Source organism: Deinococcus alpinitundrae, assembly GCF_009982895.1.
Taxonomy (GTDB): domain Bacteria; phylum Deinococcota; class Deinococci; order Deinococcales; family Deinococcaceae; genus Deinococcus; species Deinococcus alpinitundrae.
Genome location: NZ_WXZL01000119.1, coordinates 1 through 444 on the forward strand (window position 1 = coordinate 1; position 444 = coordinate 444).

Sequence of the window (444 nt, forward strand, 5' to 3'; positions counted from 1 at the left end):
TAATATTAATTGGTGTCCTGTTATAGTTACATTAATCACGCCTAAAAAAGCTATATAAATTATTAATAGTATAAATAAAAAGCCAAAAGACCTAATTAACATATTCTTATTAATTATTTCTTGTCTTTCATCCATATTTCTATTATTCCTCACTATTATCACTCATTTCCCAAAATAATTTATTCAAATCTACTTGTAAAGCTTTAGCTATGCTAATACATAATTTGATAGTAGGATTATATTTCCCTAATTCAATTAAAGATATTGTCTGCCTTGTTACTTCAACTTTATTAGCCAACTCTTGCTGCGAAAAATTCATTTCTTTACGATAATGCTTAATATTATTTATCATGATTATAAACTCTTCCTTTTTCACACACACTTTTGCCATATATATATTGCATTTATAATGTAACAAATCTATATTAATTATGCAATACCCTC

1 protein-coding gene is annotated in these 444 nt (G+C 25.0%); it reads right to left on the reverse strand.

Annotation, left to right across the window (positions count from 1 at the left end):
• Nucleotides 1–142: 142 nt before the first annotated feature.
• Nucleotides 143–444, reverse strand: a 302-nt coding sequence (locus GUI70_RS22675) for a helix-turn-helix transcriptional regulator (protein ID WP_237725130.1), incomplete at its 5' end; no start/stop codon positions are given.